We start from the raw sequence: 21,781 nt of genomic DNA, 5'->3' as shown, positions 1-21,781 counted from the left end.
TCGGGCTCCACAAAATGGGGACATCAAAGAAAAGCAGTGGCACTAATTCAGACTGCGGCCCCCCACGAAAGTTCTGGCCGGCGACAAAAAAATCAAAATATTTTTATCGCCGATCCATCTCTCCCGCTAATCGATCAGCCGAGTATGCCCGGCCATAGCACCACGATGAGTGAACCCGCCAGCGTTAACAGCACGTTAGCGATGGCATAGGTGCCGGCGTAGCCCAATGCCGGGATGTTGCTGCGAGCGGTGTCACTGATGATCTCCATCGCCGGCGCGCAGGTGCGGGCGCCCATAATGGCACCGAACAGCAGGGCGCGGTTCATGCGCAGCACGTAGGCGCCGAACAGGAAGCAGATAACCACCGGCACCAGGCTGACGATAAGCCCGGCGATCAGCATCTGGCCGCCGACCGCACCCAGGCTGTGGCCAATGCCGGCGCCAGCGCTCAGGCCCACGCCCGCCATAAACACCATCAGGCCGAATTCTTTCACCATGTTCAGCGCGCCCTGCGGAATGTAGCCGAAGGTCGGGTGGTTGGCGCGCAGGAAGCCGAGCATGATGCCGGACATCAGCAGGCCGGCGGCGTTACCGATGCCGAACGAGAAGTTGCTGAACTGAATGGTGATCTGGCCGATCAGCAGGCCGATGATGAAGAAGGCGCAGAATGCCAGCAGGTCGGTCACCTGGCTGTGGATCGAGATAAAGCCAATCTTCTCCGCCACGCTCTTCACCCGGCGTGCGTCGCCGCTCACCTGCAGCACGTCGCCCTTGTTGAGCACGATGCTGTCGTCGATCGGCATTTCGATCTGGCTGCGGATCACGCGGTTGAGGAAGCAGCCGTGGTCGGTCAGCTTCAGCTGGCTCAGGCGTTTGTTCACCGCGTTGCTGTTCTTCACCACGATCTCTTCGGTGACGATGCGCATGTCGAGCAGATCGCGATCGAACACTTCCTTGCCGTTGCGGAAGCTCGGGTCCAGCCGCGCGTGGGCGTCCGGGTAGCCGACCAGCGAGATCTCGTCGCCCACCTGCAGCACCGCGTCACCGTCCGGGTTGGCCAGAATGCCGTTGCGGCGGATGCGTTCGATGTAACAGCCGGTTTGACGGTAGATGCCCAGTTCACGCAGGTTCTTGCCGTCGGCCCAGGCCACCAGCTCGGGGCCGACGCGGTAGGCGCGGATCACCGGCAGGTAGACCTTGCGCTGGCTGTCGGTGTCCAGGCCGCGTTCGCGGGCGATCTGCTGGGCAGAGGTGGACAGGTCCTGGTGCTGCAGCTTCGGCAGGTAGCGCGCGCCGAAGATCAGGCTGACCAGACCGATCAGGTAGGTGAGGGCGTAGCCGAGGCTCAGATGATCCTGCGCCGCCAGCAGCGCCGGGCCGTTGACGATGGTGTTACGCAGCGTGTCGCCGGCGCCCACCAGCACCGGTGTCGAGGTCATCGAGCCGGCCAGCATGCCGGCGGTCAGGCCGATGTCCCAGTGGAACAGCTTGCCGAGACCGATGGCGAGCACCATCGCCGAGCCGACCATCACCAGCGCCAGCATCAGGTAATTTTTACCGTCGCGGAAGAAAATCGAGAAAAAGTTGGGTCCGGCTTCCACGCCGACGCAGAAAATAAACAGCATAAAGCCGAGATTCAGCGCCTCGGTGTTAATGGCGAAGTGTTGCTGGCCGAGCAGCAGCGAAACCACCAAAACGCCAATGGAATTACCGAGTTGGACGGAGCCCAGACGGAGTTTACCGAGGCACAGCCCCAGTGCGAGTACCACGAACAGTAACAGAATGTAGTTACCGTTTAACAAACTAGCGACGTTTATGTTCACGGAGGATAACTTATTGTTTACCAGTAAGTGCTTGATATAGATAACTATAAGAGATAAATTCAGCCTTAAAACGACGTCATAAATCACCACCAGCGTAAGGCGAAGCGAACCATCGTTCGGCGGCGTTCATTCTAGACGCTATGACCGATGACAGCCAGCACAGAAAGCTGATTTCCTGCGCCGCCGTGCGCATTTAACTCTCTTTTGACCAAGGAAAAAATTCGGTTCAGCGTCACCGCACGGGTGATCGGACTGATTTCTATTGATGCAGTAATTGGGCGGGGGAGAATTCGCATGACGAGTTATAGATATTGGCTGGGCATTCTCAGCTGTTTTCTGTTGTTCAGCCTGGTGTTTCTCGGCCAGCAAACCGGCCTGTTCGGCAGCACGGATCATGAGCACCACGGTGAAACCGGCCTGCTGCTGTTCGTGGTCCCCGGTGCGATCGCCAGCTATCTGTCGAGCCGCAAGCGGCTGCTTTGCCCGTTGCTGGGCGCGCTGTATGCATTGCCGCTGTGCCTGCTGATCCGCCACTTCTGGCTGACGCCGTCCTCTTCGTTCTGGCAGGAGCTGGCCTATGCCACCAGCGCGGTGTTCTGGTGCGTGTTCGGCGCGATGCTGATGCTGTTCGCCCTCGGCCTGTTGCAGCTGCTGCAGCGTCTGCACCGGCGGCAGCGGCAATAAAAAAAGGCGCGTTAAGCGCCTTTTTTGTCGTTCAAAAACTTACTGGAACAGGTTCAGGTGTTTTTGGCGTAAGCTTCGAAATCGGTGCAACCGCCGATGTGCTTCTCATCCAGGAAGATCTGCGGCACGGTTTCAACCGGTTTGCCGACGGTTTTTTCCAGATCGGCCTTGGTGATGCCTTCCGCGTGGATGTCAACGTAACGGAAGTTGAAATCGTCGCGTTCTTCAGTCAGTTTTTCCGCCAGTTCTTTAGCGCGGACACAATAAGGACAGCCAGGACGCCCGAAGATTACTGCAAACATGCAACGCTCCTTAATTGGATTTTCAATAAATGGTTCGCTATTGCAACGACATCCCGTCACCGAAAAAGTCATTACCTGCGTCAGATGGCGCCTACTATGCCCGTTGAGGCCATGAAAAAAAAGCAGGAATTACCTGTTAATCTGATTCATGTAACCAATTAGTCTGCCGGGGCTGTCGCCGCCGACGGGAATTCACTACACTGGGGGCAGACCTTCTGGAGAAGAAAAATATGCGTTCATTCGGTGACTTACCGCGCCCGGTGCTGGTGTTGGAAGGGCTGGGCATCGTGATGCTGGTGTTGGCCTACCTCAGCATTCACGGCCACCTGCAGCTGCCGGGCTGGCTGGCGTCGCAGCAGGCGGCGGTCGGCATGATTTTCCTCGGCGTGGCGCTGATGGTGCCGGCGGCGGCGTTTCTGGTGTGGCGCGTGGTGCAGGGGTTTGGGCCGCTGATGCGCGGTGGGTTGCCGCCGGAAAACGATCGCCGTAAACCGCAATCGAAAGATAATCAGGACAGCGATCCGCGCGCCTGAGTGCCGCGGCCGCTAACCCGCCTGCCGGGCAGGCGTTGGCTTTTGGAGTGACGAGTGAAAATTGCCATTCTTTCTCGCGACGGAACGCTCTACTCATGCAAGCGTCTGCGTGACGCGGCGGAAGATCGCGGGCACAGCATCGATATCATCGATCCGCTCTCCTGCTACATGAACATCAATCCAGCGGCGCCGACCATTCACTATCGCGGCCGCCAGCTGGAACGCTATGACGCGGTGATCCCGCGCATCGGCTCCGCCATCACCTTTTACGGCACCGCGGTGCTGCGCCAGTTCGAGCTGCTCGGCAGCTACCCGTTAAACGAATCCGTGGCCATTACCCGCGCCCGCGACAAGCTGCGTTCGCTGCAACTGCTGGCGCGCCAGGGCATCGATCTGCCGATCACCGGCTTCGCCCATTCGCCGGACGACACCGGCGATCTGATCGAGCTGGTCGGCGGCGCGCCGCTGGTGGTCAAGCTGGTGGAGGGCACGCAGGGCATCGGCGTGGTGCTGGCGGAAACCCGCCAGGCGGCGGAAAGCGTGATCGATGCCTTTCGCGGCCTGAACGCCCATATCCTGGTGCAGGAATACGTGCGCGAAGCGCAGGGCAGCGATGTGCGCTGCCTGGTGGTGGGCGGCCGGGTGGTGGCCGCCATCGAACGGCAGGCCAAGCCCGGCGAATTTCGCTCCAACCTGCACCGCGGCGGTACCGCCCGCAAGGTGACCATCACCGCCAGAGAACGGGCGATCGCGGTGAAAGCGGCGAGCACGCTGGGGCTGGACGTCGCCGGGGTGGATATCCTGCGCGCCGAGCGCGGCCCGCTGGTGATGGAGGTCAACGCGTCGCCGGGGCTGGAAGGGGTGGAAACCACCACCGGGCTGGATATCGCCGGCATGATGATCGAATACATCGAGCAGCGCGGCCGGCCTGGCTTTCGCCTGAAATCCGGCGGTTAACGGAGCGGTCGGCGCGCTTTTCCCGCCGAGCAATATCTTAATTAGTGAATTAAGCCGCATTGATCGTGGCGTATCGGGTGAATATTCCGTAAGCTATGCGCCTTTTCGCGTATTGAATATTGTGAGGCTGGTTATTATGGATTCACTCATTGTCCCCGATTTGGCGCTGTTGCGGCGCTGGCTGGATCAGTCGGGCATTTCTTTCTTTGAGTGCGATTCCTGCCAGGCGCTGCACCTGCCGCACATGCAGAACTTCGACGGCGTGTTCGACGCCAAGATAGATCTGGTGGACAACGTCATCCTGTTCTCCGCGCTGGCCGAGGTGAAGCCGACCGCCCTGATCCCGCTGGTGGCGGACCTGAGCCAAATCAACGCCAGTTCGCTGACCATCAAAGCCTTTGTCGACATTCAGGACGACAACCTGCCGAAGCTGATCGTCTGCCAGTCGTTGAGCGTGGCGGTCGGCATCACCTACGAGCAGTTCACCCACTTCATGCAGCAGGGTGAAGAGCAGGTCTCGATGGTGATCCTCGAGGCGCGGGCGAACGATCTGCTGTTTATGGGGGACGAAGAAGAGATCCCCGCTGGCGCCGCGCGTCAGCCGATGCTGCACTGATCCTCGCTGTACCTTAAGCATGCCGTCGCTCCGGCGGCATGCTGCCGTTATTCCCCTCCGCAATAAAATATTCTGCATTTTGGCCTTGGCCGCCCGATCTTTCTCGCCTTTTGTGCCGTTAATGGCGTATCACATAGAGAAAAACTGCATAAAAAATCGATAAAAGGCGTTTTTTACCCTGGGGGCTGGCGGGTTGCGGTGGCAGCGGCTATGCTGCTGATTCTGCAAAGGGCTTGCGATTTCCCTTGTGACCACGCGAGCAGGGCAGTGAGAAAAGGCGCATGCAATCATATGCATAGCCATTCAGTTCGCGGTTGCAACGATTGCGCTCAATCAGGAAAGGTTTTGTATCGCTGCAGATACAAGTTCAATTCTATGATTCACCCTGTTTTGGAGGAAGTTACGGATGGTCACCCAACGTAAAAAGTGGTTATCGGGTGTGGTTGCCGGCCTGCTGATGGCCGCGTCCGTCACGGCGTCAGCCGAAGATAAAACGCTGCACGTGTATAACTGGTCCGACTATATCGCGCCGGATACCCTGGCCAAATTCCAGAAAGAAACCGGTATCAAAGTGGTGTACGACGTCTTTGACTCCAACGAAGTGTTGGAAGGCAAACTGATGGCGGGCAGCACCGGTTACGATTTGGTGGTTCCTTCGTCCAACTTCCTCGAGCGTCAGTCGCAGGCCGGCATTTTCGAGCCGCTCGACAAGAGCAAAATCCCCAATTACAAAAATCTCGATCCCGAGATGCTGAAGCTGGTGGCGCATAACGACAAGGACAACAAATACGGCATCCCTTACATGATGGTGACCACCGGCATTGGCTATAACGTCGACAAGGTGAAGGCGGCGCTGGGCAAAGACGCGCCGGTCAACAGCTGGGATCTGATCTTCAAGCCGGAAAACCTCGAGAAGCTGAAAAGCTGCGGGGTTTCCTTCCTTGATGCGCCAAGCGAAGTCTACGCCACCGTGCTGCACTACCTGGGTAAAGACCCCAACAGCACCAACGCGGCGGATTATACCGGCGCGGCCAACGATCTGCTGTTGAAGCTGCGGCCGAATATCCGCTATTTCCACTCTTCCCAGTACATCAACGATCTGGCGAACGGTGACATCTGCGTAGCGATCGGCTGGTCTGGCGACGTGATGCAGGCGGCCAATCGCGCCAAAGAGGCGAAGAACGGCGTGAACGTGGCCTATGCGATCCCGAAAGAAGGGGCACTGACCTACTTCGACATGTTCGCCATGCCGGCAGATGCCAAGAACAAGGACGCCGCCTACCAGTTCCTGAACTTCCTGCTGAAGCCGGACGTGATGGCGGACATCAGCAATCACGTTTACTACGCCAATGCGGTGAAGGACGCTACGCCGTTGGTGAACGCCGAGGTGCGCGATAACCCGAACGTCTATCCGCCGGCCGATATTCGCGCCAAGCTGTTCACGCTCAACGTGCAGTCGCCGAAGCTGGACCGTGTCATTACCCGCGCATGGACTAAAGTTAAAAGCGGGAAGTGATGATGGGGGATAGTCCCCCATCGTCGTTAAACCGGCAGGCGGGTGCCCCGCCTGCATTGCCGTTTTGGGCCACGGCGCTCGCCGTGGTTTTGTGCCGCTTTATGCCGGAGAGCACCCCGATTGAACGACGCCATCCCTCGCCCTCAAGCCAAGTCGCAGAAGGTTTTCACCCCTCTGCTGGAAATCCGTAACCTCACCAAAACCTTCGACGGGCAGAACGCGGTCGAAGACGTCAGCCTTACCATCTATAAGGGCGAAATCTTTGCGCTGCTCGGCCCGTCCGGCTGCGGCAAGTCCACCTTGCTGCGCATGCTGGCCGGTTTCGAACAGCCGTCGGAAGGGCAGATCGTGCTCGATGGGCAGGATATGTCGCACGTGCCGCCGTACCAGCGGCCGATCAACATGATGTTTCAGTCTTACGCGCTGTTCCCGCACATGACGGTAGAGCAGAACATCGCCTTCGGCCTGAAGCAGGACAAAATGCCGCGGGCGGAAATCGCCGAACGGGTGGCGGAAATGCTGGCGCTGGTGCACATGCAGGAGTACGCCAGGCGCAAGCCGCACCAGCTTTCCGGCGGCCAGCGGCAGCGGGTGGCGCTGGCGCGCAGCCTGGCCAAGCGGCCGAAGCTGCTGCTGCTGGATGAGCCGATGGGCGCGCTGGACAAGAAGCTGCGCGATCGCATGCAGCTGGAAGTGACCGATATTCTCGAGCGCGTCGGCGTGACCTGCGTGATGGTGACGCACGATCAGGAAGAGGCGATGACCATGGCGGGGCGTATCGCTATCATGAACCGCGGCAAGTTCGTGCAGATCGGCGAGCCGGAAGAGATCTACGAGCATCCGAACAGCCGCTTCAGCGCCGAATTTATCGGCTCGGTCAACGTCTTCGACTGCGTATTGCAGGCGCGGCACGACGACGCGCTGATCCTGCAAAGCCCCGGATTGCGCCATGCGATCAAGGTCGATCCGGACGCCTCGGTGGTGGATGGCGTACCGATCCAGGTGGCGCTGCGGCCGGAGAAGATCCTGCTGTGCGAACAGGTGCCGGAAGACGGCTGCAACTTCGCGGTGGGGGAAGTGGCGCACATTGCCTACCTGGGCGATCTGTCCATCTATCACGTGAAGCTGCACAGCGGGCAGATTATCAGCGCCCAGCTGCAAAACGGCCACCGTTTCCGCAAGGGGATGCCGACCTGGGGCGATGAAGTGCGTCTGTGCTGGGAAACCGACAGCTGCGTCGTGTTGACGGTGTAGTGGAGCCGGTGAGGAGAAACCCGTATGACCCTGCTTTCTGAACGCACGCCGGAACCGCCGGCCAAAACGCCCGGCACCTTAAAGGCGCTGTTCCACCGCCTGCTGATGGCTCACGGCCGCAAGCTGGTGATCGCGCTGCCGTATTTATGGCTGACGCTGCTGTTCATGCTGCCGTTCCTGATCGTGTTCAAGATCAGCCTGGCGGAGCTGGCGTTGGCGGTGCCACCCTACACCGAGCTGCTGAGCTGGGCGGACGGCAAGCTGAACATCGCGCTCAACTTCGCCAACTACCTGCAGCTGACCGACGATCCGCTGTATATCGACGCCTATCTGCAGTCGCTGCGTGTGGCGGCGGTTTCGACGCTGTGTTGCCTGATCATCGGCTATCCGCTGGCCTGGGCGGTGGCCCACAGCAAGGCGTCAACCCGCAACATTCTGCTGCTGCTGGTGATCCTGCCTTCCTGGACCTCGTTCCTGATCCGCGTCTACGCCTGGATGGGCATTCTGAAAAACAACGGCATTCTGAATAACTTTCTGATGTGGCTGGGGGTGATCGATCAGCCGCTGGTGATCCTGCACACCAACCTGGCGGTGTATATCGGCATCGTTTATTCCTATCTGCCGTTTATGGTGCTGCCGATCTACACGGCGCTGATCCGGCTGGATTACTCGCTGGTGGAGGCGTCGCTGGATCTGGGCGCCCGGCCGCTGAAAACCTTCTTCAGCGTGATTGTGCCGCTGACGCGCGGCGGCATCATCGCCGGTTCGATGCTGGTGTTCATTCCGGCAGTGGGGGAGTTCGTGATCCCGGAACTGCTCGGTGGGCCGGACAGCATCATGATCGGCCGCGTGCTGTGGCAGGAGTTCTTCAATAACCGCGACTGGCCGGTAGCCTCGGCGGTCGCTACCATCATGCTGTTGTTGCTGATCGTGCCAATTTTGTGGTTCCACAAACACCAGAACAAGGAAATGGGGGGGCAGGAATGAACAACTTGCCGGTAGTACGTTCACCGTGGCGTATCGCCATTCTGACTGTCGGCTTTACCTTCCTGTATGCGCCGATGCTGATGTTGGTGATCTACTCCTTCAACAGCTCCAAGCTGGTGACGGTGTGGGCCGGCTGGTCCACGCGCTGGTATACCGAACTGTTCCACGACTCGGCGATGATCAGCGCGGTGGGGCTCAGCCTGACCATCGCCGCCGCTTCTGCCACTGCCGCGGTGGTTCTGGGCGCCATCGCCGCCGTGGTGATGGTGCGCTTCGGCCGCTTTCGCGGTTCGACCGGCTTTGCGTTTATGCTGACCGCGCCGCTGGTGATGCCGGACGTGATCACCGGCCTGTCGCTGTTGCTGCTGTTCGTGGCGATGGGACACGCTTTCGGCTGGCCGTCGGAGCGCGGCATGTTCACTATCTGGCTGGCGCATGTCACCTTCTGTACCGCGTATGTGGCGGTGGTGATCAGCTCGCGCCTGCGCGAGGTGGATCGCTCGATTGAAGAGGCGGCAATGGATCTGGGGGCGCCGCCGCTGAAGGTGTTCTTCGTTATCACCTTGGCCGATGATCGCGCCGGCGCTGATCTCCGGCTGGATGCTGGCGTTCACCCTGTCGCTGGACGATATGGTGATCGCCAGCTTCGTCTCCGGGCCGGGTGCCACCACGCTGCCGATGCTGGTGTTCTCCAGCGTGCGTATGGGGGTGAATCCGGAAATTAACGCGCTGGCCAGCCTGATCCTGCTGGTGGTGGGCATTCTCGGCCTGATCGCCTGGTGGTTTATGGCGCGCTCGGAAAAACAACGATCGCGTGAATTACAGCGGGCGGCCCGTAGCTGAATCGTAACAAACCTGCTATTTTTGCAATCAATAAGTATTGCAACTAACTACCTGACTTTACATGCGCCATCTGTATTGGTGGCGCGTCGTAGCGGAACACGGATATGTCAGACATGCTGAAAAGCGGGCAGGGAATGAGATCGACTTCGGATGCGCCGGTGCCGGTGATGGTGGCGGGTACCGCCATGGTCGCGATCAAGTGTATCAGCGTGGTGCTGCTGTTGGGCGAACTGGGCGTCGACGGTGCGCAGGAGTTTGTCAGCACCAGCGCGCAGGCGTGGGATTCTACCCTTATTTTTCTGGCCGGCCTGATGCTGCTGTGCCTGCAAATCAGCTGCGGCTTTGCGGTGATGCGCGGGCGCAACTGGGGGCGCTGGGGTTACGTGGCCTGCCAGTGCATCGTGGTACTTTATCTGCTGTTGGCCACCATCGGCAGCGTCTTCCCCGAGGTGTTTACCGTGGAAGGGGAAACCAGCGGCCAGATTCTGCACGTTCTGATCCTGCAAAAGATCCCCGACGCGGTGATCCTGGCGTTGCTGTTCGTTCCTGCCGCCAGCCGCCGCTTCTTCGCCGCGCGCAAGTGAGATTTTAGGCGCGCGGAGTGGTAAACTCTGCGCCCTTAATTCGTCATCCTGAACTTCACGGTAATCTTCATGCATTGCGCTTTGTATACGGCGGGCACCTGCCGTTCCTGTCAGTGGCTGGAAAAGCCCTATCCGCAGCAACTGGCCGACAAACAGCATCACCTGCAATCGCTGCTGGCCGGGCGCGACGTCGCGCAGTGGCTGCAGCCGGTGGCAGGAGAGCTGAGCGCATTTCGCAATAAAGCCAAGATGGTGGTCAGCGGCAGCGTGGAGCGCCCGCTGCTCGGCATGCTGCACCGCGACGGCACGCCGGTCGATCTGAGCGACTGCCCGCTGTATCCCGCCGCCTTTGCGCCGATGTTTGCGGTGCTGAAAAGCTTTATCGCCCGTGCGGGCCTGACGCCGTATAACGTGGCGCGCAAACGCGGCGAGCTGAAGTACCTGCTGCTGACCGAAAGCACGCTCGACGGCGGCGTGATGCTGCGCTTCGTGCTGCGCTCGGAAACCAAGCTGGCGCAGCTGCGCGCCGCGCTGCCGTGGCTGCAGCAGCAGCTGCCGCAGCTCAAGGTGATCTCCGCCAATATTCAGCCGGTGCACATGGCGATCATGGAAGGGGAGCGCGAGATCGCGCTGACCGAACAGCAGGCGCTGGAGGAACGGTTCAATCAGGTGCCGCTGTTCATCCGCCCGCAAAGCTTCTTCCAGACCAACCCGCAGGTGGCCGCCGATCTGTATGCCACCGCCCGCGACTGGGTGCGGGCGCTGGGTATCGACAGCATGTGGGATCTGTTCTGCGGCGTCGGCGGTTTCGGCCTGCACTGCGCGCAGCCGCAAACGCGGCTGACCGGCATCGAAATCAGTGCAGAAGCGATCGCCTGCGCCCGCCAGTCGGCGCAGCGGTTAGGGCTGTTGCACGTCGATTTTCAGGCGCTCGATTCCACCCGCTTCGCCACCGCCGAAGGCCAGGTGCCGCAGCTGGTGCTGGTCAATCCGCCGCGGCGCGGCATCGGCCAGGCGCTGTGCGACTATCTGAGCCGAATGGCGCCGGACTATATTCTCTATTCCAGCTGCAACGCCGAGAGCATGGCGAAAGATATCGAGATGTTGCCGGGGTATCGCATCGAACGGGTGCAGCTGTTTGACATGTTCCCGCATACCGCGCACTACGAAGTGCTGACGCTGTTGGTGCGGCGTTTATAAAACATAAGGCCCGGATAACCGGGCCTTAATTGTTTATTGCGGGAACCACTTGTCGTTGATGGCCTTGTAGGTGCCGTCGGCCTTGATGGCGTCCAGCGCGGCGTTCAGCTTGGCCAGCAGCGCCTGGTTGTCCGGGCGCACCGCGATGCCGAGACCGGTGCCGAAGTATTGCGCATCGGTGATGTGCTCGCCGACCGGCGCCAGCTGCGGGTTGGTTTTCAGCCACTCGTTCACCACGGCGGTGTCGCCGAACACGCCGTCGATACGGCCGTTTTTCAGCTCCAGAATGGCGTTCTGGTAGCTGTCGTAAGAGACGGTGTTAATCTCCGGGTGCTTGTCCTGCATGTATTTCTGGTGGGTGGTGCCGTTTTCCATGCCGAGCTTTTTGCCTTTCAGATCCGCCAGCGAGCTGAACTTGCCTTTTTGCGCGATCACGATCGCCGAGTTGGCGTAGTAAGGCTGGGTGAAAGCGACCTGTTTGCTGCGTTCCGGCGTGATGTCCATACCGGAAATCACCGCATCGTATTTCTTGAATTTCAGCGCGGCGATCAGGCTGTCGAATGCCTGGTTGGTGAAGGTGCACTGCGCCTGCATCTGCTTGCACAGCGCGTTGGCCAGATCGATATCGAAGCCGACGATCTGGTTGTTGGCGTCCAGCGATTCGAACGGCGGGTAGGTGGCGGAAGCGGCAAAGCGGATGGTCTCGGCCGCGGTGGCGTTAAAGGTGATCCCGGCCAACATCGTCGCGGCAAGCAGCAGTTTTTTCATGCGTAGAGCTCCTGTCTGAATCCTGAAAGTGATTATTCGCTATCGTTTGTTTTTACTGGTAATCGCCAGAGGTTTTTGCGCGTGCGTCTGCTGATAACCCTGCCACTGAGTGAATTAAAATGCAATATGAATGATTAAATATTGCGTGGAGATAAAAAAAAGCCCCGCACGATGGCGGGGCTCATAGGGGGAGGCGGCCTCAGTTGCGGCGTTCAAATGCCAGCGCGCGGCGCTCCACCAGCCGCATCAGCAGCGTCAGCAGGCCGTTAACGCACAGGTACACCAGGCCCGCGGCGCCGAATACCATGACGTCGTAGGTACGGCCATACATCAGCTGGCTACAGCCCATCACCTCCATCAGCGTGATGGTGTAAGCCAGCGAGGTGCTTTTGAACACCAGCACCACTTCGTTGGAATAAGACGACAGCGCGCGCTTGAAGGCGAATGGCAGCAGGATGCGCAGCGTCTGCCGGCGCGACATGCCCAGCGCTTCGCACGACTGCCACTGCCCGGCGGGAATGGCGCGTACCGCGCCATAGAACAGCTGCGTGGTGTAGGCCGCGCTGTTCAGCGCCAGCGCTATCATCGCGCACAGCCAGGGCTGCGACAGCAGGTTCCACAACCACGGGTAGTCGCGGATCGCCGGGAACTGGCCGGGGCCATAGTAGATCAGGAAGATCTGCACCAGCAGCGGCGTGCCGGTGAACAGCGTCACGTAGATCTTGACCAGCGGCGTCAGGATTGGCGTTTTTAGCGTCAGGATCACCGTCAGCAGCAGCGACAGCAGCAGCGCGACGATCAGCGCGGCGACGGTCAGCGTCAGGCTGGTGTGCAACCCTTTGAGGATCTCCGGTAAATACTCAATCATCAGACCGGCCCCCGCTCAAAGCGCGTGGCGCGCAGCTCAATGCGTTTGATGACGTATTGGCTGAACAGCGTCACCAGCAGGTAGATGGCCGCCGCGATCACATACCAGGTAAAAGGCTCCTGGGTGCGGGTGGCGATGCTCTTGGTTTGCAGCATCAGATCGTTCACGCTGATCAGCGACACCAGCGCGGTGTCTTTCAGCAACACCAGCCACTGGTTGCCGAGGCCGGGCAGGGCGTGGCGCCACATCTGCGGCATGATCAGGCGAAAGAAGATCGCTGCCTTGCCGAGTCCCAGCGCCTGGCCGGATTCCCACTGCCCCTGCGGCACCGCTTTGAGCGCGCCGCGCAGCGTCTGCGAAGCGTAGGCGGAATAGAGCAGGGCCAGAGCGATCACCCCGCACAGGAACGGACTGACTTCGAAATTGTCTATCGCCAACTGAATCGGCAGCTGGAACAGACCGAGGTTGAGGGTAAAGCCGTCGGAGAGCATCAGCAGCAGCTGCGACGAGCCGAAATAGATAAACAGCACCACCAGGATTTCCGGCAGGCCGCGCAGCACGGTCACCCAGGCGGTGCCGAGCCAGCTGACCGCTTTCCAGCGGGACGATTCCCATACGGCGAACAGCATCGCCAGAATCAGCCCGAGGATCAGGGCGCAAACGGCAAGGCCGACGGTCATGCCGGCGGCGCTTGCTAAAGGTTGTAATTCATTCATCGGGGCGTATTACTGCTGGAACCATTTTTTGTAGATGGTTTCATAGGTCCCATCCTGCTTGATCTTGTCCAGAGCGGCGTTGAACTTGCCCTGCAGATCGGTGTTCTTCTGGCGCACCGCGATGCCGAGGCCGGTGCCGAAGTAGTCTTTATCCGTCACTTTGGCGCCCACTGCCGCCAGCGCGTCATTCTGCTTCAGCCATTCGTTGACCACCGCGGTATCGCCGAACACCGCATCAACGCGGCCGTTCTTCAGATCCAAAATGGCGTTCTGGTAGCTGTCGTAAGGCACGGTGGTGATTTCCGGGTGCTTGTCGGTCAGGTATTTCTGGTGGGTGGTGCCGTTTTGCACGCCCACTTTCTTGCCTTTCAGCGCCGCCACGTCGGCGATTTTGCCTTTCTGCGCGATGAACAGCGCCGAGTTATCGTAGTACGGCTTGGTGAACAGCACCTGCTTTTCACGCTCCGGCGTGATGTCCATACCGGCCATGACCGCATCGAAACGCTTGAATTTCAGGCTCGGGATCAGGCTGTCGAACGCCTGGTTGGTGAAGGTGCACTCGGCCTGCATCTCTTTGCACAGGGCGTTGGCCAGATCGACGTCAAAACCCTGAATCTTGTTGCCGGCGTCAATAAATTCAAATGGAGGATAGGAGGCTTCGGTAGCGAAACGGATGGTTTCGGCTGCGGAGGCGGAAACGCTGATGCCGGCCAGAACGGCGGCGATTATTAGTTTTTTCATCGCAAAATCCCCAAATTACAGCAAGTTAATTGTTAGTGTGATAAGTAGTTGGCAAACTCGGTGGTCCGCGGCTGCGTAAAGTGGCTGCTGTCGCCTTGCTCCACCACGTGGCCGTTTTCCATGTACACCACGCGGCTGGCGGTTTTGCGCGCCACTTCCACTTCGTGGGTGACGATCACCTGAGTGATGCCGGTGCCGGCCAGTTCGCGAATGATGCTGACGATCTGAGCGGTGATTTCCGGATCTAGGGCCGCGGTCGGTTCATCGAACAGCAGCACCTGCGGTTCCATCATCAGGGCGCGGGCGATCGCCACGCGCTGCTGCTGGCCGCCGGAAAGGTGCAGCGGGAAGCGATCGGCGAAGTCGGTCAGGCGCAGACGCTTGAGCAGCTTGTCGGCGCGCTCCATCGCCTGAGCCTTGGTCAGACCCAGCACGCGGCAAGGCGCTTCGATCAGGTTCTGAACCACGGTGAGGTGAGGCCACAGGTTGTATTGCTGGAAGACCATGCCGACGTTTTGGCGCAGTTCGCGGATGGCTTTCTCGCCCGGCGCCTGCTTGAAGTCGAATTGGTTGCCGGCGATCTGCAGTTGGCCCGAACGCGGCATTTCCAGCAGGTTCAGCACCCGCAGCAATGAACTTTTCCCGGCGCCGCTTGGGCCAAGCAGCACCAGGGTTTCCCCGGCTGGACAATCCAGCGTGATGTCAAACAGCGCCTGGTGAGCGCCGTAATAGCAATTGATACCGTTAAGTTGAATACTCATGCGCCAGAATTGAATAGACATTGATGCCGCAAATGTTAACTTCCACAGAATACTTATGCAATCTTTGTGCGTTAAAATTTATGAGTGTGCGGCGGGACAGTAAAAGATTAGCACAAGATACCGCGACTCAAGCCGAGGGAGGGGATTTGTGGTGCAGGCTGTGAGATCGGTAGCGAAATTTTTTCTATTGGACGAAATTTGAGCGGCTGGCGGCAGCGGGGATGACCGACGCGGCAAGCCCGCGTCGGCCGGGGTATCGCGGGTTACTGGTTTTCCAGCACCTGGCGTACGCTGCCGTTGGTGGCGTGCGCTGGAACATTCAGGTAGCGAATATCATCAACCACCCAGCAGGTGCCTTCGCGCACCATCAGCACTTCGTCCTGCCAGTTCACGGTGCTGTTGGCGTCTTTCTGGTAGCTCAAGTCAACGCGCAACGGGATGTTTTTCGCATCGGTGTTAGGAATGGTCGAGGCGCTGGCGACGGACGCGCTGCTTGGCCCCTGCGCATTGCCGGAGAACAGATCGCCGGTTATCCGATACTTGCCCGGGTTCTGGCCGGCGCTGACCAGATCCTGATACAGCACTTTGCTCAGGTAAGGTTGCAGCTGCGCCAGGCGGTTGCTGTCCGGCAGGCCGGCGCCCTGCTGGATGCGCAGATCATAGAACTTTTGCGCGACCGTATCCGGGCCGCCTTCCACACAGCTGCCGCTGCGAGTGCCGATATCCTTGTATGCCGGTTCCACCGTGGTACAGGCACTCAGCAGCAGCGCTAAGGGTAAAACAGCCGCAATCGTTTTTGTTTTCATCTTATTACCTTATGTGAAAGTCTCTACCATGAAGACCGATAGCTTACAGTATAAATGCGTTTTTTGGCCTTGCATTCGTACTGCGTGCCATTGATTAAGCGAACATAACGCCAATCTTCTGGTCATAGATACGTTGAATTAATCAAACAAGGAATTCTGATGCAGCTTTCAACTACCCCGACCCTGGAAGGGTTTACCATCACCGAATACTGCGGCGTCGTGACCGGCGAAGCGATCCTCGGCGCCAACATTTTTCGTGATTTCTTCGCCGGCGTGCGCGATATCGTCGGCGGCCGTTCGGGCGCCTACGAGAAAGAGCTGCGCAAGGCGCGCTTGATCGCGTTCGAAGAGCTGGAAGATCAGGCGAAAGAGCTGGGCGCCAACGCGGTGGTCGGCATTGATATCGATTATGAAACCGTTGGCAAAGACGGCAGCATGCTGATGGTGACCGTCAGCGGCACCGCGGTGAAAGTCAGCCGCTAACGCCATTCTCGCGCCCCGGCCGTTACGCCGGGGCGACGTTCTCTTGCTTTACCCCACCTTGTGCTGCTCGACGATCGGGCGGTGCTCCTGCGGTTTTACCGGCGCCGGCTCCTGGCGATGCTGTATCGGCTGAACGAACGACGGGCGGATCTGCGGCGCCGGGGCCGGATGCGGCATGACGCGTTCTTGCGGCATCGGCGTCGGGCGCACTACCGCCGGGTGCGGCGCTACGGCCGCTTCGTGCACCGCCGGCTGAGCGACGTGCGGCACGACCTGAAGCGGTGGCCGCACGGCGGATTGATGCACCGGCGCGACGGTCTGCATCGGATGCGTCTGTACCGGGGCTGAATGCACGGCCATCGGCTGCTGCGCGTGGGGCGCCGCAGGTGCGGCATGCGTGAACGTTGGCATGCTCATCGGCTGCTGTACATGGGGCGCGTTGACCGATTGTTGCACGTGCGGCGCGGCCGCTACCGGCTGGGTATGCGCAAAGTTCGGCATGGTCATCGGCGCATGGGCTGCAGGCGCGACGCGCGGCTGTTGCGGCGCCGCGTTCGGCGTCGATTGATTGAAGCGCGGCGTCGGCGCGGCGGGGGTCGTATTGTAGTTGTTCACCGTGCTGGTGGTGCTGCGATTCACATTATTGACGTTGTTATATTGGTTGATGTTGGTGACGCGATTCACCACGGTGGTGGAATGCGACACGTAGGGCGCATTGCGGTAGACCACCGGCTGGCGCCGATCGTCCCAGCGCATATCCCAGTTGTGCCAGCCGCTGTTGTGTTGGTTGAGCAAAGAGGCGACCGCGATGCCGACGCCGAAGCTGATCACGCCGGCTGCCAGCATGTCGCCGCCGCTGTAGCCCGAAGGCTGATACTGATAGCTTGGATAAGCCTGGATCGGCGTGCCGTAGGCCACCCAGGGATCGTAATGCGGAACGTAAACCGTATCCGGCTGGCTGGGCTCGATGACGATGGTTTCGCCCGGCGCCGCCACCACGCTCTGGCGATAGGACTGCTGCTCAACGTAACGGGTGGTGGGAGCCACGACGATGCGCTGCTGCGGGGTGTTTTTCAGCGTACCCTGGCTGGCCGCCCGCTGACGCATCACCTGAATGGCGTTCATCACGTCGGTGGGATCGTTGAGGTAGGCGCTGCCCAGGGCGGTGGTCCAGGGGATGTTCTTCGCCATCTGATCGAGCACGTCGGGGAATTGTACCAGGCCGCGTACGCTGGGATCCCAGGGCTGAGCGTCGGCCGCCGAGCTGAGCGCCGCAGGTTGCAATCCGCGGTTTTGCGCCAGCCAGGCATCCGCGGCGCTGATTTGGTCAGGGTAACCCGCGCCGGCCAACACTTGCGCCAGCAGTTTGTCGGGGAACAGCGCCACCGGGCTGACCAATTGGTAAAGCTGATCGGCGGTCAGCGGCGTATAGGCCGGTGTACTGGCATTGGCGGCGGGAGCGGCCGGGGGCGGTGTGCTCCCGCCCATCGCACCGGCGACTTTTTGCTGATCGCAGCCACTGAGCGGCAGCATGGCGGCACAGAGCAACCAGGACAGATAGCGTGGCGTGAACATGTTCGACTCCGCTCTTTCAGCGCAGATGATACTTTGAGACTATCATGGGCGGGAGAGGCCGCCAGTCGGGAGAAATACTCGCTTGCATATCGGCGCTATCTGTCATCATTTCTCGATGAGCGTGATGATTGGATACAGGTTAATCGCGTTACGTTACATCTTTCACGGACGATAATCAGGAGGATAAGTGAAAATTTGGCCAGGGATTATCGCCGCCGCGCTGTTGGCGGGGTGCCAAAATCCACAGCAGGATACGCTCGTCGATCGCGGCGCTTACCAGCTCGAAACCCTGCATCAGGCACAGGGCGCCGATCAGCGCATCCGGTTTTTGGTGATGCACTACACGGCGGAAGACTTCCATTCATCGCTGAAAACGCTGACCGACGAGCACGTCAGCGCCCATTATCTGCTGCCGGCGCACCCACAGCGCGAGCACAGCAAACCGACGGTGTACCGGTTGGTGCCGGAGGCGATGCGTGCCTGGCATGCCGGCACCAGCGCCTGGCGCGGCCGCAACAACCTCAACGACACCTCGATCGGCATCGAAATCGTCAACAAGGGCTTCACCCGCAGCATGCTGTTCACCCACTGGCAACCTTATACGGCGGAGCAGATCGCCGTGCTGATCCCGCTGAGCAGCGACATTATCCAACGCTATGGCATCCAGCCGCAGGACGTGGTGGGGCACAGCGATATCGCGCCGCAGCGCAAACAGGATCCCGGCCCGCTGTTCCCCTGGCGGCAGCTGGCGCAGGCCGGCATCGGCGCCTGGCCGGATGAACGGGACGTGCAGCGTTTGCTGGCGGGGCGCGATCGCCATGCGCCGGTACCGATGGCGCCGCTGCTCGAAAAGCTGGCGCGTTACGGTTACGCGATAGACCCGTTGTGGGATGCGCGGCAGCAGCGCAACGTGCTGGCGGCGTTTCAGATGCATTTTCGGCCCGACGATGTGCGCGGCGAGCCGGATGCAGAAAGTGAAGCGATTGTCGATGCGCTGCTGGTGAAGTACGGCGCGGCGCGTTGATTACAGGCCGTGCAGCTTACCGTGGTCTTTCAGCCAGCGGGCGGTGCGCGCGATGCCTTCTTCCAGCGAGACGATGGGCTGATAGCCCAGCTCTTGCTGTGCACGAGTGGTATCGAGCGTGAGGTCGAAGTTGAGTTTGGCGACGCCGTAGTGGGTCAGCACCGGCTCCTTTTCGCTTTTGCTGCCCAGACGCTCCATGCCGCGCGCCATCATATCGAGCATCGGATAGGGGACGGAGCGGATATGGCACTTCATGCCCAAATCGTCGATCAGCTGCTGCACCACGGTGCGTAGCGGGCGCGGCTGCTGGTTGGTGATGTTGTAGGCACGGCCGGACGGCGTATCTTCTTTTAGCGTCGCCAGCCACATGGCGTGCACCGCATTCTCCAGATAGGTCATGTCCACCATTGCCGCGCCGCCGCGCGGCAGCAGCAGGTTGCCGTAGCGTTTGATCATCTGCAACAGCCGCGGCAGCATCACTTTGTCGTGCGGCCCGAACAGCCCCTGTGGGCGCAGAATGGTGAAATGGGTCTGCGGATTGGACAGCGCCAATTGCTGGATCACCTGCTCGCCGGCGGCCTTGCTGCGCGCGAACTCGTTGGCGTAGCGCTGCGGGCGAAAGTCTTCGGTCACGTTGCGGTGATGATGGTAATCGAAATAGATCGCCGGGGAAGAGATGTGAATGAACTGCGCCACGCCGTAGGCCGCCGCCCATTCGCCGAGGCGGCGGGTGGCGCGGACGTTGGCCAGTTCGAAGGCTTCTTCGGTGCCCCAGGGGGAGGTAAAGCTGGAGCAGTGCCACAGTACGTCGACGTCGGCCAGCATCGCCTTGGCCTGCGAAGAGATCAGGTTGGTGAGATCGGCATGAATGAACTCCGCGCCCATTTTTTCCAGCAGGCTGCCCATCGCCTGGTTGCGACCGGTGGCGCGCACTTTGATGCCCTGGCGACGCAGATATTCAACGGCGTTACGGCCTAACCCACTGGTTGCACCGGTGACCAATACCTTCATAACGGACTCTATTCTCACCCAAAATCGGAATACCGGCGGGCGCTTACGGCGCTCCCAGCAAATAAGATGCCATTCTTCCGTGATTTCGTGCGCTATGCAATCGGAAAGCCCCGAAGCACAGCGGCAAACTGTGCGGTTGATCGACAAATGAACGGCGTTCAGCGCTGTTGGCGGTCCAGGCTCTCGGCCAGCGTCGCGATGCGCTTCGCCATGCCGCGAAAAATGAACAGGTGTGCGGGCATCATGGCGAACCAATACAGCAGCCCGCTGAAGCCGGCCGGATGCCACCAGGCGCGCACATCCAGCGTGCGGCGATCGCCGTGATCGGTGATGGTGAAGCTCAGCCGCCCCAGCCCCGGCGCCTTCATGCCGAACAGCAGCGCCAGTTGCCGCAGCGGCTTCAGCGTGATGACTTTCCAACCGTCGATCTCGTCGCCCAGCGCCAGGGTCGCGCGCGCCGGGCGGCCATAGACCACCCCGTTGCCGATCATGTCGTCCATACGGGCGCGGATGCGCCACAGAATATTGGCGTAGAAATAGCCTTCTTCGCCCCCCAACTGCTGCACCGTTTGCCACAGGGCCTCGCGGGTGGCGGCGGTGTCCAGCGAACAACCGGCCTGTTTCGGATAGTAACCGTAGCCGGGGCGCCAGCGGGCCCGCGCCGCCGGATCGTAGCCCCAGTCGGCGGAATCGACCACCTCCTGTTCGCGCTGCAGCGTGGCGGTGACCGCTTGATCAAAGGTGTGCAGCCGCTGCGGGATCAGGGCCTGCAGCGGCCGGCCGTCGGCGGGCAGATCGTGCTTCAGCCCCTGGATCAGCGCGCGAGCGATCGGCGTCGGCACCGAGGTGATCAGGCTGATGAACCACACCGAAATCAGCCGCGTCGGCAGAGGGATCGGGATCAGCCAGCGCCGCTTGCCGCTGATGGCGATAAAGCGTTTGAACATATCCTGATAGCTGAGGTATTCCGGCCCGGCAACGTCGAAGATGCGGTGCTCCTGCGCCGGGTGTGCCAGCAGATCGGCCAGATAAACCAGCAGGTTCTCCAGCGCCACCGGCGACGACTTCGAACGCACCCAGCGCGGCGGCGTCAGCACCGGCAGGTTATAGACCATGTCGCGCATCACTTCGAACGCCGCCGAGCCGGGGCCGACGATGATGCCGGCGCGCAGCTCGGTGACCGGCACGCCGCTCTGGCGCAAGATCTCGCCGGTCAGGCGGCGGGCCGCCAGGTGCGGTGAGCTGTCGTCGTTAGGCTGCAGCGCGCCGAGAAAGATCACCTGTTTAACGCTGGCATGGCGCAGCGCGTCGCGCAGGTTTTCCGCCGCCTGGCGCTCCTTCTCGATAAAATCGTCGCCGTCGCCCATCGCATGCACCAGATAGTAAAGCGTATCGATTTCCCACAGCGCCGCGCTCAGAGTTTCCGGGCGATACAGATCGGCATACAGGCAGTTGACCTGCGGCCAGTTCCGCTCCTGCAGCCACTCGATGCGCCGCGCGGCGGCGGTAATCTGGTGCCCCTGTTCGATCAGGTGCGGGATCAGGTTCTGGCCTATATAGCCGCTGGCTCCAAGAACCAGTACGCGTTGGGGTGTCATCGGGCCGCCTTGTGCGGTAGAGGATTGGCTGAACGACAGGATGCCAAATTCAGGGTTTAAATGCACTTTTTGTATGGGTATAAGCCGGTTGCATCCATCCTGGCACAGGTTCACACTACGCGCCCCTTATC

General features: G+C 60.3%; 22 protein-coding genes and 1 pseudogene. 12 read left to right on the top strand and 11 right to left on the bottom strand.

Annotation, left to right across the window (positions count from 1 at the left end; translation table 11 throughout):
• Positions 1–134 precede the first annotated feature (134 nt).
• Positions 135–1,823, bottom strand: a complete 1,689-nt coding sequence (locus FUU19_RS06680) for an aspartate:alanine antiporter (protein WP_047728000.1) — start codon at positions 1,821–1,823, stop codon at positions 135–137.
• Positions 1,824–2,117: 294 nt separating this feature from the next.
• Here FUU19_RS06680 and FUU19_RS06675 point away from each other — a divergent pair, with 294 nt between their 5' ends.
• Entirely contained in the window at positions 2,118–2,507 is a 390-nt protein-coding gene (locus FUU19_RS06675) for an inner membrane protein YbjM (RefSeq protein WP_230507097.1), read from the top strand.
• Positions 2,508–2,560: 53 nt separating this feature from the next.
• On the opposite strand, the gene FUU19_RS06670 is transcribed toward FUU19_RS06675, so the two are convergent.
• Positions 2,561–2,809, bottom strand: coding sequence for a GrxA family glutaredoxin (locus tag FUU19_RS06670; protein ID WP_230507096.1), 249 nt, complete (start codon positions 2,807–2,809; stop codon positions 2,561–2,563).
• 230 nt (positions 2,810–3,039) lie between these two features.
• On the opposite strand from FUU19_RS06670, the gene FUU19_RS06665 reads away from it, so the two are divergent.
• From FUU19_RS06665 to rlmC, 9 genes and pseudogenes are all read left to right on the top strand, one after another.
• Positions 3,040–3,342: a YbjC family protein gene (locus FUU19_RS06665; RefSeq protein WP_033646672.1), complete on the top strand. Its 303-nt coding sequence runs from the start codon at positions 3,040–3,042 to the stop codon at positions 3,340–3,342.
• Between the two features lie 54 nt (positions 3,343–3,396).
• Positions 3,397–4,299: a 30S ribosomal protein S6--L-glutamate ligase gene (gene rimK / locus FUU19_RS06660; RefSeq protein ID WP_141969820.1), complete on the top strand. Its 903-nt coding sequence runs from the start codon at positions 3,397–3,399 to the stop codon at positions 4,297–4,299.
• A 136-nt stretch (positions 4,300–4,435) separates the two neighbouring features.
• The gene (locus tag FUU19_RS06655) at positions 4,436–4,915 is read left to right on the top strand and encodes a type III secretion system chaperone family protein (RefSeq protein WP_060421651.1); all 480 of its coding nucleotides are present in this window, start codon (positions 4,436–4,438) and stop codon (positions 4,913–4,915) included.
• A 406-nt stretch (positions 4,916–5,321) separates the two neighbouring features.
• Positions 5,322–6,431 carry a spermidine/putrescine ABC transporter substrate-binding protein PotF gene (gene potF, locus FUU19_RS06650; protein WP_141969818.1) on the top strand — a complete coding sequence of 370 codons (1,110 nt, stop codon included), beginning with the start codon at positions 5,322–5,324 and terminating at the stop codon, positions 6,429–6,431.
• Positions 6,432–6,551: 120 nt separating this feature from the next.
• Complete coding sequence (gene potG / locus FUU19_RS06645) at positions 6,552–7,685, top strand: putrescine ABC transporter ATP-binding subunit PotG (protein WP_141969816.1); 1,134 nt, start codon at positions 6,552–6,554, stop codon at positions 7,683–7,685.
• A gap of 24 nt (positions 7,686–7,709) precedes the next feature.
• Positions 7,710–8,672, top strand: coding sequence for a putrescine ABC transporter permease PotH (gene potH / locus FUU19_RS06640; protein ID WP_141969814.1), 963 nt, complete (start codon positions 7,710–7,712; stop codon positions 8,670–8,672).
• A pseudogene (gene potI, locus FUU19_RS06635) lies at positions 8,669–9,515 on the top strand (putrescine ABC transporter permease PotI). Before potH ends, potI begins: the two are co-directional and overlap by 4 nt.
• A 104-nt stretch (positions 9,516–9,619) precedes the next feature.
• The gene (locus tag FUU19_RS06630) at positions 9,620–10,099 is read left to right on the top strand and encodes a YbjO family protein (RefSeq protein WP_230490274.1); all 480 of its coding nucleotides are present in this window, start codon (positions 9,620–9,622) and stop codon (positions 10,097–10,099) included.
• 69 nt (positions 10,100–10,168) lie between these two features.
• On the top strand, positions 10,169–11,299 hold the full coding sequence (gene rlmC / locus FUU19_RS06625; protein WP_230490275.1) for a 23S rRNA (uracil(747)-C(5))-methyltransferase RlmC: 1,131 nt from the start codon (positions 10,169–10,171) through the stop codon (positions 11,297–11,299).
• Between the two features lie 33 nt (positions 11,300–11,332).
• On the opposite strand, the gene artJ (FUU19_RS06620) is transcribed toward rlmC, so the two are convergent.
• From artJ (FUU19_RS06620) to FUU19_RS06595, 6 genes are all read right to left on the bottom strand, one after another.
• Positions 11,333–12,067 (bottom strand): arginine ABC transporter substrate-binding protein, encoded by a 735-nt coding sequence (artJ, locus tag FUU19_RS06620; protein WP_033637816.1) that lies wholly within the window; start codon positions 12,065–12,067, stop codon positions 11,333–11,335.
• Positions 12,068–12,266: 199 nt separating this feature from the next.
• The gene (gene artM, locus FUU19_RS06615; protein ID WP_230507095.1) at positions 12,267–12,935 is read right to left on the bottom strand and encodes an arginine ABC transporter permease ArtM; all 669 of its coding nucleotides are present in this window, start codon (positions 12,933–12,935) and stop codon (positions 12,267–12,269) included.
• On the bottom strand, positions 12,935–13,651 hold the full coding sequence (gene artQ / locus FUU19_RS06610; protein WP_025159684.1) for an arginine ABC transporter permease ArtQ: 717 nt from the start codon (positions 13,649–13,651) through the stop codon (positions 12,935–12,937). The genes artM and artQ overlap by 1 nt, the downstream gene beginning before the upstream one ends.
• A 9-nt stretch (positions 13,652–13,660) precedes the next feature.
• On the bottom strand, positions 13,661–14,392 hold the full coding sequence (gene artJ / locus FUU19_RS06605) for an arginine ABC transporter substrate-binding protein (RefSeq protein WP_004928409.1): 732 nt from the start codon (positions 14,390–14,392) through the stop codon (positions 13,661–13,663).
• A 32-nt stretch (positions 14,393–14,424) separates the two neighbouring features.
• Entirely contained in the window at positions 14,425–15,153 is a 729-nt protein-coding gene (gene artP / locus FUU19_RS06600) for an arginine ABC transporter ATP-binding protein ArtP (protein ID WP_038884338.1), read from the bottom strand.
• A gap of 263 nt (positions 15,154–15,416) precedes the next feature.
• Positions 15,417–15,959, bottom strand: a complete 543-nt coding sequence (locus tag FUU19_RS06595) for a lipoprotein (protein WP_141969809.1) — start codon at positions 15,957–15,959, stop codon at positions 15,417–15,419.
• A gap of 159 nt (positions 15,960–16,118) precedes the next feature.
• On the opposite strand from FUU19_RS06595, the gene FUU19_RS06590 reads away from it, so the two are divergent.
• Positions 16,119–16,442 carry a heavy metal-binding domain-containing protein gene (locus FUU19_RS06590; protein ID WP_004928400.1) on the top strand — a complete coding sequence of 108 codons (324 nt, stop codon included), beginning with the start codon at positions 16,119–16,121 and terminating at the stop codon, positions 16,440–16,442.
• Between the two features lie 48 nt (positions 16,443–16,490).
• On the opposite strand, the gene FUU19_RS06585 is transcribed toward FUU19_RS06590, so the two are convergent.
• Positions 16,491–18,017 (bottom strand): DUF3300 domain-containing protein, encoded by a 1,527-nt coding sequence (locus FUU19_RS06585; RefSeq protein ID WP_230490276.1) that lies wholly within the window; start codon positions 18,015–18,017, stop codon positions 16,491–16,493.
• A 187-nt stretch (positions 18,018–18,204) separates the two neighbouring features.
• Here FUU19_RS06585 and FUU19_RS06580 point away from each other — a divergent pair, with 187 nt between their 5' ends.
• On the top strand, positions 18,205–19,041 hold the full coding sequence (locus tag FUU19_RS06580) for an N-acetylmuramoyl-L-alanine amidase (protein WP_230490277.1): 837 nt from the start codon (positions 18,205–18,207) through the stop codon (positions 19,039–19,041).
• On the opposite strand, the gene FUU19_RS06575 is transcribed toward FUU19_RS06580, so the two are convergent.
• Entirely contained in the window at positions 19,042–20,052 is a 1,011-nt protein-coding gene (locus FUU19_RS06575) for an NAD-dependent epimerase/dehydratase family protein (protein WP_141969803.1), read from the bottom strand. It abuts the gene before it with no gap.
• Positions 20,053–20,210: 158 nt separating this feature from the next.
• Positions 20,211–21,650, bottom strand: a complete 1,440-nt coding sequence (locus FUU19_RS06570; RefSeq protein ID WP_141969801.1) for a DUF2867 domain-containing protein — start codon at positions 21,648–21,650, stop codon at positions 20,211–20,213.
• Positions 21,651–21,781 lie beyond the last annotated feature (131 nt).

This window comes from Serratia montpellierensis, assembly GCF_020858655.1.
In the GTDB taxonomy this organism is placed as follows: Bacteria; Pseudomonadota; Gammaproteobacteria; order Enterobacterales; family Enterobacteriaceae; genus Serratia; species Serratia montpellierensis.
The sequence above is the reverse complement of the archived record's forward strand: the minus strand, read 5'-3'. Positions and strand labels throughout refer to the sequence as shown.